Raw genomic sequence first — 7141 nt, forward strand, 5'->3', positions numbered from 1 at the left:
GACCGGACGACACGATGACCGACGACCGATGACCGATGACCGATGACCGATGGCCGATGACCGATGGCCGAGGCCCGCCCACCGGACACCCACCCACCCCGGCCCACGACATCGCGCAGCTCCCACTCCCGCCGACGGAGGCAGCATGGCAGGCACGACACCTCAGCACACGGACGCGGAAGGCGTGGACGGGGGAGTGGGCCTGACCGCCCTCCTGGTCGCCGCGTCACGGGCCGTCGAGACCCACCGCCACGACAGCCTGGCCCAGGACGCCTACGCCGAGCACTTCGTGCGGGCGGCCCCCGCCTGCACGCACTGGCCGGTGCGCATCGAGGAGGTTGTGGACGGGGACGACAACCCGCTGTGGGGGAGGTTCGCCCGCTACTTCGGCCTGAGGACGAGGGTGCTCGACGACTTCGTCCTCCGGTCGACCGCTGCGGGCGCCCGCCAAGTGGTCCTGCTGGGGGCGGGGTTGGACACCCGCGCCTTCCGCCTGGACCTGCCGTCCGACTGCGTCGTCTTCGAGATCGACAGGGCGGGCGTGCTGGCGTTCAAGGAACAGGTACTCACGGGCCTGTCGGCCGCTGCCGAGGTGAAGCGCGTCCCCGTGCCGGTCGACCTGCGTGACGACTGGGCCGGCGCGCTCACCGCCGTGGGTTTCGACACCGCCGCACCCAGCGTCTGGCTGGCCGAGGGACTCCTCTTCTACCTGCCGGGTCCCGCCGAGACGTACCTCGTCGACACGGTGGACCGGCTGACCGCCGCGGGCAGTGCCTTGGCCTTCGAGGCCAAGCTGGAGAAGGATCTCCTGGCCTACCGTGACAGCCCGATCTACACGGCGACGCGCCGGCTGATCGGCATCGACCTGCTCGACCTCTTCGACAAGGGACCACGCCCCGACTCCGCGGGCGCCCTGACGGCCAGGGGCTGGTCGACCTCGATGCACTCACCCTTCGAGTTCACCAGGAGGCACGGGCGCGGCCCTCTCCCCGAGCCTGACGACGCGCTGGAGGGGAACCGCTGGGTGTTCGCGCGCAAGCTCGCCCCCTGACGCCCGGGTCCGACGACGCGGGCGTCCGGCCAGGGGCCGCACCTGCCGGTCGGCGGTACGGCCCCAGGCGAGCCGGGTCAGACGGCGTGGGCCGTCACCAGCCGGTCGCCGGCGATCCCGGCCTTGTCCGGCGCGTAGTAGTCCTTGATGCCGACGGCCCACGTCTCCACGGTGATGCGGTCGTCGGCGTCCGGACCGAAGGCGTCGAAGAGGGCGTGGATGTTCGCCTCCTCGAAGCCGATCGCCCTCATCAGCGACACGAACAGGGAGCGCTCGATCAATCCGTCCCCGTCGGGGTCGCCGAGTGCGGAGAGGGCCTCGGCGAACTCGGCGACCGTGGGGCCGAAACGCTTGGGGTCCAGCACGAAGGGACGGAACTCGTCCAGGGAGATGACACCGTCGCCGTTGGCGTCCAGTTCCGCGGCCAGCGTCGTCCAGTAGCGGCGGAACGCGGCTGTGATGGCGTCCTTGGCGCCGTCGTCCGAAGCGGCCGCCGCTTCCAGAACGCGGCCTGTCATCAGGTCGAAGTCGCCGGAGTCGAGGACTCCGTTGCCGTTGGCGTCGAAGAGGGAGAAGACCAGCTCGGCCCGCTTGGCGGCCTCATCTCGCATGTACGTCACCTGTCTTCCGCGACCCGACGTTTTCGGGCCTGCATCCGTGCTCCATGGAACCGCCGGACGGAGCCGCGGGATCCCGGTCTTCGGTTTTGGTGCCTGGGTAACTGCTGAATGAGCGGGTGTGACACGTCCGATGCCACGCCTGTGAAGACCGGGGTGTTCCGGCCGATCCCGTTGATCGGCTCATATGACGTGACGCTGCGGCGGTCCGTATGCCGTAGGGACGGCTCCTGCTCCCCGTGCCGTTGCCACGTCGGACCCGAAACAGCACCTGTGCGGCGTTCACCCGGATGGCCTGCTGTGATGGCGGCGCTTGCACCGTCCGGCGACGGTGGGTGGGGCTCCGCCGTACACGTAGAGGAGCCCTTCCGGCCGATCCCGAGGGAGCTTTGCCATGTCTGACCGCAACACCGTCATCCGCAGCCTGCACGATGTCGGTCTGGCCGCCTGGTTCGGGGGCTCGCTGATGGGAGCTGTGGGCCTCAACGGCGCGGCTCAGGACGAAGGAAGCACGGAGACGAGCCGAGACCGGATCTCCTCCTCGGGCTGGGCCAAATGGACGCCGGTCAACGCCGCCGCGATCGGAGCCCACCTGTTCGGCGGTGGCGGGCTGCTCGCTGTCAACGCCCACCGCGTAGCCACCCAGCAGGGCGTGGGCGCCTCCACCGCGGCCAAGACCGTCGTCACCGCCGCGGCCCTGGCTGCCACCGCCTACGCCCGCGTCCTGGGCAAGAAGGTCGAGCTGGCCTCCTCCACCGACCCCGCCGACGCCGAACAGGCCGAGAAGCACCCGATCGACCTCGACAAGGCACGGCAGCAGCTGACTGCCGTCCAGTGGGCGGTGCCGGCCCTGACCGGATGCCTGGTCGTGCTCAACGCCCTGCACGGCGAACAGCAGCGCCCGATGGAGCAGATCCCCGGCATGTGGGAGCGGGCCCGTTCCATGACCCACCTGATGCAGTAGCGCACGCAGGAGAGGCCGACAGGCCCGCAGCGGCGGGACCGGACCACCTGGTCGAAGCAGAGCACCACCTTGGCCGGCGTGCGTACGGGCTGGTTCCCCGAACCCTGGCCGGCCAAGGCGGTGACCGTACCGAGTCAATGACGTGTAGGGGATCATCAATGTCTCACCACCTCGACACCCCCAGGCTGCACAGAACGGCCAGCTTTTCATCGACGACCTCTACGTCTTCCCCGGCGAGGGCAGCACGGTCTTCGTCATGGACGTCAACTCCGACATCACCGGATCCCACGCCGAACCGGGCTTCCACCACGAGGCGCGCTACGAGATCAAGGTGCACTTCGACGGTGCCGACCAGGAGACGGTGACCTATCGCTTCTCTTTCGGCGTGCCCGAGGCCTCCGGCCGGCAGCCCCTGCGTCTCCACACCCTCACCGGCAGCGACGCGCGCGAGGACTCCGCCGAGGGCGTCCTGGTGCTGGAGGGCCGCACCGGCGAAACAGCCACCGCCGCAGGAGTCCGAGCCTGGGCAGCGCGTCCAGGAAGCCTTCTACGTCGACCTGGACTTGCTCGCCGTCGTCAACGGCGCCGTGGGGAAAGGCACCGCGGTACACCTGACCTCCTGGAATCCTCGGGACGCACGGAACTCCTTCGCCGGGACCACGGTGGAAGCGATCGTCCTCGAAGTCCCCCATGGCCGCGACGAGTTGCGGCCCGGCGCGCGAACCGGTGTGTGGTGCGCGACCAAGCTGGCGACCGACGCCGGCGGCTGGCGACAGATCAACCGCGCGGGCAATCCCATGATGTGGCCGATCTTCTGGCCCGACGACACGGACTTCTCGGACCCCGCCAACACCCGCCACCCCTCCGAGGACGTCGCCGCCTTCGGAGGGACGATCGCCGACCGGGTGGCCAAGGTGGTCGCGGCCACCGGCACCTCGGCCGACCCGGCGGGCTACGGACGAACCGTCGCCGGACAACTCCTCCCCGACGTCCTGCCCTACGTGATCGGCACCCCCGCGTCCTTCGGCTTCGCCACTCGCAACGGCCGCACCCGCGCGGACAATGCGCCCGAGGCGATGATGTCTCTGGTCACCAAAATGGCCGTACCCAGTGGCCTCACCCCGGCGACCACCGAGGCGCAGCACACCGACCAATTTGCCTACGTCGTACCGGTGTGAGCGGACGGGGAACGGAGTGCCGTTCCCCGTCCGCCCGGTTTCCCCTTTCCGCGCACGTGACCTATTGACGTATCGACCGGCGGACCGAAGAATTCACGCCACTGCCTGACAACGTTGTCCGACCGAGAGGTGCCGCACGTGCTGCCGAGATCCCCCGTGGACCGTCGCCGTTTCATCCAACTCCTCGGCGCCACGAGCGCGCTGGCCGCCCTGCCTCTCACCCTTGGCAGCGGCACGGCTCAAGCCCACGGACAACACCGGAACGACACGGCAGCCGACCCGGTGGCGGACATCTATCACCGCGTCCTGCTGAACCACACGCGGTGGACGGAAACCCAGTGGGACGCGGCCCGCGGCTACTACACGGACAAGGATTTCGGCTTCGCCGTCGTGCTCGGCCACGCGGTCCTGCTCACCCGCGGCAGCTACGACGAGGCCCGGGCGGGGACGGAGAAGCAGGTCCTCAAGGCCCGGACGATCGCGACGATCAAGCACTTCGCGGCGTCCAACAGACTGACGGGCGGCACCCAGTGGGGCCGGAGACTGTTCTTCGACACCACGTTCCAGCTGTACTTCGTCCTCGCCGCACGACTGCTGTGGGACGACCTCGACGAGACCACGCGCTCCCGTGTCGACACCATCGCCCGTGAACAGGCCGCCTACAGCACCGCGCTGGGCACCGGGAACGACCCGTCCTCGGGCAGCTGGACCCCTCGGGGCCTGCTCGGCGGCCACGAAGGAGACACCAAGCTCGAAGAGATGGGTGTCTACGCACAGTCCCTGGTGCCGGGGCTGGCCTGGGCCGTGGACGACCCACGGCACGGTGACTGGGCCGCGTCCTTCGGTGCGTGGTCGCGCAACGAGGCCGGAATGCCCCAGGCGGACCTGGCGAATCCGGCGCGCGTGGACGGGGCTCCCGTCTCGGACAACACCGCCCGCAACCTGTACGACACCTTCATCGTCGAGAACCACGGCTCGTTCGGCCCTCACTACCAGGAGGAACTGTGGCGCACATCGGGCCGTAACGCCGCCCACTTCATCGCCGCGGGCCGGCCGCTGCCCCAGGTGCTCACCAACCAGCCGAACGCCGATCAGCTGTGGAGCACCCTCCTCGGCGTGATGAGCGACGCCGGTGAGCCGCTGATGCCGATGGTCAACGACCGGGAGCACCTCTACGGCCGTGACGTCATCCCGCTCGCGTTCCTCGCCCAGGTGGTGGGGAACAGGGCTGCCGCCCGGGCGGAAGTCGCCCTTGCGGAGCGACTGGAGGCGTACCAGAGTTACCCGCCGGAATTCCGGATAGCGAAGTTCTCGGGCGAACCGAAGTACGAGCCGGAGGCCCGCGCGGAAGTCGCCATCAGCTACCTCCTGCACCTGTGGGCGAACGAACAGGGCCGTACGGTCCGCCCCCTCTCCGCGGAGGAACTGTTCGAGCATGCCGCGGGGGTCACCGACTTCGGCCCCGGACCCGGCCTGGTGTCGCACCAGACACCCGGGGCGTGGGCGGGTGCCGTGACCAAGCCCGGCTTCGTGAAGTTCGCCTGGCAACCCGGCCACGACGACTGGCTCTTCAAGCTCAGCGGGGCCACGCCGATGTTCCTGCCGACGACATCCCTCAAGGTGACGCAGCGCCGGGTGCGGACCTACCGCGGGGTCCGGGACGGATTCGACGGCAGCGCCACGATGCTCCAGGTGGGGTCCGGGTACGCCGGATTCACCACGCTTCCCACCGGTGCCGTCGTGTACGCGACGTCGGGCGTCGCCGCGGGGGAGGGGCACCTGGAGATCCACAATCTGACGATGCCGGGCGTGCCGGGCCTGACCGGGACGCGGACCTACCGTTTCGCCGAGGGAAGCGCCACCGTGGCCTCGGCCGACTCCCGGCCGGCCACGCCGGCCGCGCGCGTCGACGAAGTGACCTTCGCGCGCACCGAGGTGCGGCATCTGCGCATGCTCGGTGTGCGACCCGACCCGGCGTACGGATACTCGCTCTTCGCGTTCGAAGCGCGTGACGGCGCGGAAGGCGCCGATCTGGCCCGGACCGGTACGGCCACCGCCTCCTCCTACGACACCGGCAAGGAGCCGGCGCTGGCGGTGGACGGCAGCACGGCCACCCGGTGGGCGGTGTCCCGGGGCGACCGGCCCCGCGCGGACAGCTGGCTGGCTGTCGACCTCGGAACTCCGCACGCGGTGGACCGGGTCACTCTGCGCTGGGAGGCCGCCGCGGGGCGCGCCTACACGGTGCAGGGGTCGGCGGACGGCCTCCACTGGGAGGACCTCGCCTCCTGGCCGGTACCCGACGCCACCAGCCGGGGCGGATGGCTGGACGTCGACGGCCGCGCGGGCCTGGTGGTACGCGGGGCCGCCTCCGGCCTGACGGTCCACCAGGACGAGATCATCCTGGCCGACGGCCCGGCCGCACCCCTCCTGGTCGAGGGACTCCCCGGCGCCTCGCCCCGCAGCCTGCGCGAGCGGGCCGCGGCCCCCGAGCCACGAGCGGACGCCGAAGCCGTCCGCGCCGCCCTCACCGACGATCACCTCAGCCTGTTCAACCTGTCGGACGAGCCCGTCACGACGCGCGTCGACGTACCGCAGGCCGGGCCTGTGAGGCTGCTGTTCGAGGGACTCCAGACCCTCACCGACGGCGGCACCGCCTACGACGCCGAACTCGCCGCGGCGGAAGCCCGGCTGCTGCCGCCACGGCTGACGGTACGCCCGCTCGACAGCCGTCCTCTGCCGGCGGGTCTGCGGGCACGCGTGGTCGACGGCGCGACCGTCGAACTCACGGGACCCGCCTGCCGCGTGGAGGTGACCGCCCAAGGACGCAGTGAGGTGGGGGCGGTCAGAGCGGGCCGCACCACGACGGTCACCGTGAAGCGGGCCACCGCCTACCCTCTGCGAGATCTGGCACTGGGGTGCACGGTGTTCCCGACCAGCCCGTTGCCGCCGGGCATGTCGGACCCGTCCGCCGCCGTCGACGGCGACCCGGCCACGGCGTGGACGCCCGGTCCGAACGGCCGCCTGGTCGTCGACCTCGGCGCCCGGCTCCGTGTCCGCGACATCCGCACGGAATGGACGAACGGCCATGTACCGGGACTGCGCGTCGAGTTCAGCGGTGACGGCCTCACCTACACCCCGGCCGGTCAGCTCGCGGGCCGTGGCCGCGACCGGCACCTCAGCACGGACATCACCGCCCGCTACGTGGCCCTGGCGACCGACGCGGGACACGAGGGCGGCGGCCGCCTGATCCACCTGTCCCTGCAGTGACGCCAGCCTGCCCCAGCCCGATGGTTCACCCCCGACGCCGTGCAGCCCTCCCTCCCGGCCGACA

At 70.7% G+C, this 7141-nt stretch carries 6 protein-coding genes; 4 read left to right on the forward strand and 2 right to left on the reverse strand.

Annotated elements, in window-relative coordinates; all coding sequences use genetic code 11:
- Window positions 1-145: 145 nt before the first annotated feature.
- The gene (locus CCN29_RS29535; protein ID WP_039986238.1) at window positions 146-1051 is read left to right on the forward strand and encodes a class I SAM-dependent methyltransferase; all 906 of its coding nucleotides are present in this window, start codon (window positions 146-148) and stop codon (window positions 1049-1051) included.
- 77 nt (window positions 1052-1128) lie between these two features.
- On the opposite strand, the gene CCN29_RS29540 is transcribed toward CCN29_RS29535, so the two are convergent.
- Complete coding sequence (locus CCN29_RS29540; RefSeq protein WP_086685610.1) at window positions 1129-1662, reverse strand: EF-hand domain-containing protein; 534 nt, start codon at window positions 1660-1662, stop codon at window positions 1129-1131.
- Window positions 1663-2062: 400 nt separating this feature from the next.
- Between CCN29_RS29540 and CCN29_RS29545 the strand changes: the two genes are divergently transcribed.
- Window positions 2063-2632 carry a hypothetical protein gene (locus tag CCN29_RS29545; protein WP_031023202.1) on the forward strand — a complete coding sequence of 190 codons (570 nt, stop codon included), beginning with the start codon at window positions 2063-2065 and terminating at the stop codon, window positions 2630-2632.
- A 163-nt stretch (window positions 2633-2795) separates the two neighbouring features.
- Here CCN29_RS29545 and CCN29_RS36365 read toward each other — a convergent pair whose 3' ends face one another.
- Entirely contained in the window at window positions 2796-3056 is a 261-nt protein-coding gene (locus tag CCN29_RS36365) for a hypothetical protein (protein WP_442538553.1), read from the reverse strand.
- Window positions 3057-3195: 139 nt separating this feature from the next.
- Here CCN29_RS36365 and CCN29_RS36370 point away from each other — a divergent pair, with 139 nt between their 5' ends.
- The gene (locus tag CCN29_RS36370; RefSeq protein ID WP_442538554.1) at window positions 3196-3810 is read left to right on the forward strand and encodes a hypothetical protein; all 615 of its coding nucleotides are present in this window, start codon (window positions 3196-3198) and stop codon (window positions 3808-3810) included.
- A gap of 138 nt (window positions 3811-3948) precedes the next feature.
- The gene (locus tag CCN29_RS29555; protein WP_086685608.1) at window positions 3949-7077 is read left to right on the forward strand and encodes a discoidin domain-containing protein; all 3129 of its coding nucleotides are present in this window, start codon (window positions 3949-3951) and stop codon (window positions 7075-7077) included.
- The last annotated feature ends 64 nt before the right edge of the window (window positions 7078-7141 follow it).

The organism is Streptomyces pseudogriseolus (assembly GCA_002154585.1).
GTDB classification, from domain to species: Bacteria; Actinomycetota; Actinomycetes; order Streptomycetales; family Streptomycetaceae; genus Streptomyces; species Streptomyces pseudogriseolus.

Bases quoted from the DNA above. Each gene is read 5' to 3' on its own strand.
- CCN29_RS29535 (WP_039986238.1), top strand. From the start codon at position 146: ATGGCAGGCACGACACCTCAGCACACGGACGCGGAAGGCGTGGACGGG.
- CCN29_RS29540 (WP_086685610.1), bottom strand. From the start codon at position 1,662: ATGCGAGATGAGGCCGCCAAGCGGGCCGAGCTGGTCTTCTCCCTCTTC.
- CCN29_RS29545 (WP_031023202.1), top strand. From the start codon at position 2,063: ATGTCTGACCGCAACACCGTCATCCGCAGCCTGCACGATGTCGGTCTG.